This is a genomic window from Caballeronia arvi, from assembly GCF_001544695.2.
GTDB classification, from domain to species: Bacteria; Pseudomonadota; Gammaproteobacteria; order Burkholderiales; family Burkholderiaceae; genus Caballeronia; species Caballeronia arvi.
This window is the reverse complement of sequence record NZ_FCOM02000342.1, coordinates 1-538: the sequence shown is the minus strand read 5'-3', so window position 1 is coordinate 538 and position 538 is coordinate 1. Positions and strand designations below refer to the sequence as shown.

Here is a 538-nt window from a genome sequence, read left to right as displayed (position 1 = left end):
GCCTGAATCTTCGAACGGCGCTGCTTCGGAAAGTAGTCCGACAGCGCCCTGAAACTCGCACTAGGAAAGCCCCCTTCCGCCAGCCCGAACAGGAAGCGCACGACCAGCAGCGACGCGAACGACCACGCGAATCCTGTGAATGCAGTGAATACCGAGAGCATCAGCACCGAAAACACCATGACGCGGCGCGCGCCTACGCGGTCGGCGAGCCACCCGCCCGGAATCTGCGCGATCGAGTAACCGGCGAAGAACACGCTCAGTACGAGTCCCTCTGATGCGGGTCCCAGGTGGAACTCGCGGCCGACAAAGGGCAGCGCGATATTGATGATGAAGCGGTCGAAGTAGCTGAGGAACCAGCCGACGAACAAAATCGCAGCTGTCGTCGTTTCGGGTACGAGGCGTCGCATCGGGTATGTCTCCATAGTCGTTATTATCGCTTCGCGGCAGGCTCAGCCAGGGCTCAACCGAGAATCGCCTTGGCGATCGTATTGCGCTGGATCTCGCTCGTGCCCGTCACGATGCGATACAAGCGAAGTCG

At 60.4% G+C, this 538-nt stretch carries 2 protein-coding genes; both read right to left on the bottom strand.

Translation table 11 applies throughout. The features are described from left to right. Nucleotides 1-407 (bottom strand): MFS transporter (locus AWB74_RS45245; RefSeq protein WP_160110422.1); only part of this gene is annotated, 407 nt, incomplete at its 3' end. Between the two features lie 53 nt (nt 408-460). Further along, entirely contained in the window at nt 461-529 is a 69-nt protein-coding gene (locus AWB74_RS45460; RefSeq protein ID WP_268811253.1) for a hypothetical protein, read from the bottom strand. Nucleotides 530-538: the final 9 nt, after the last annotated feature.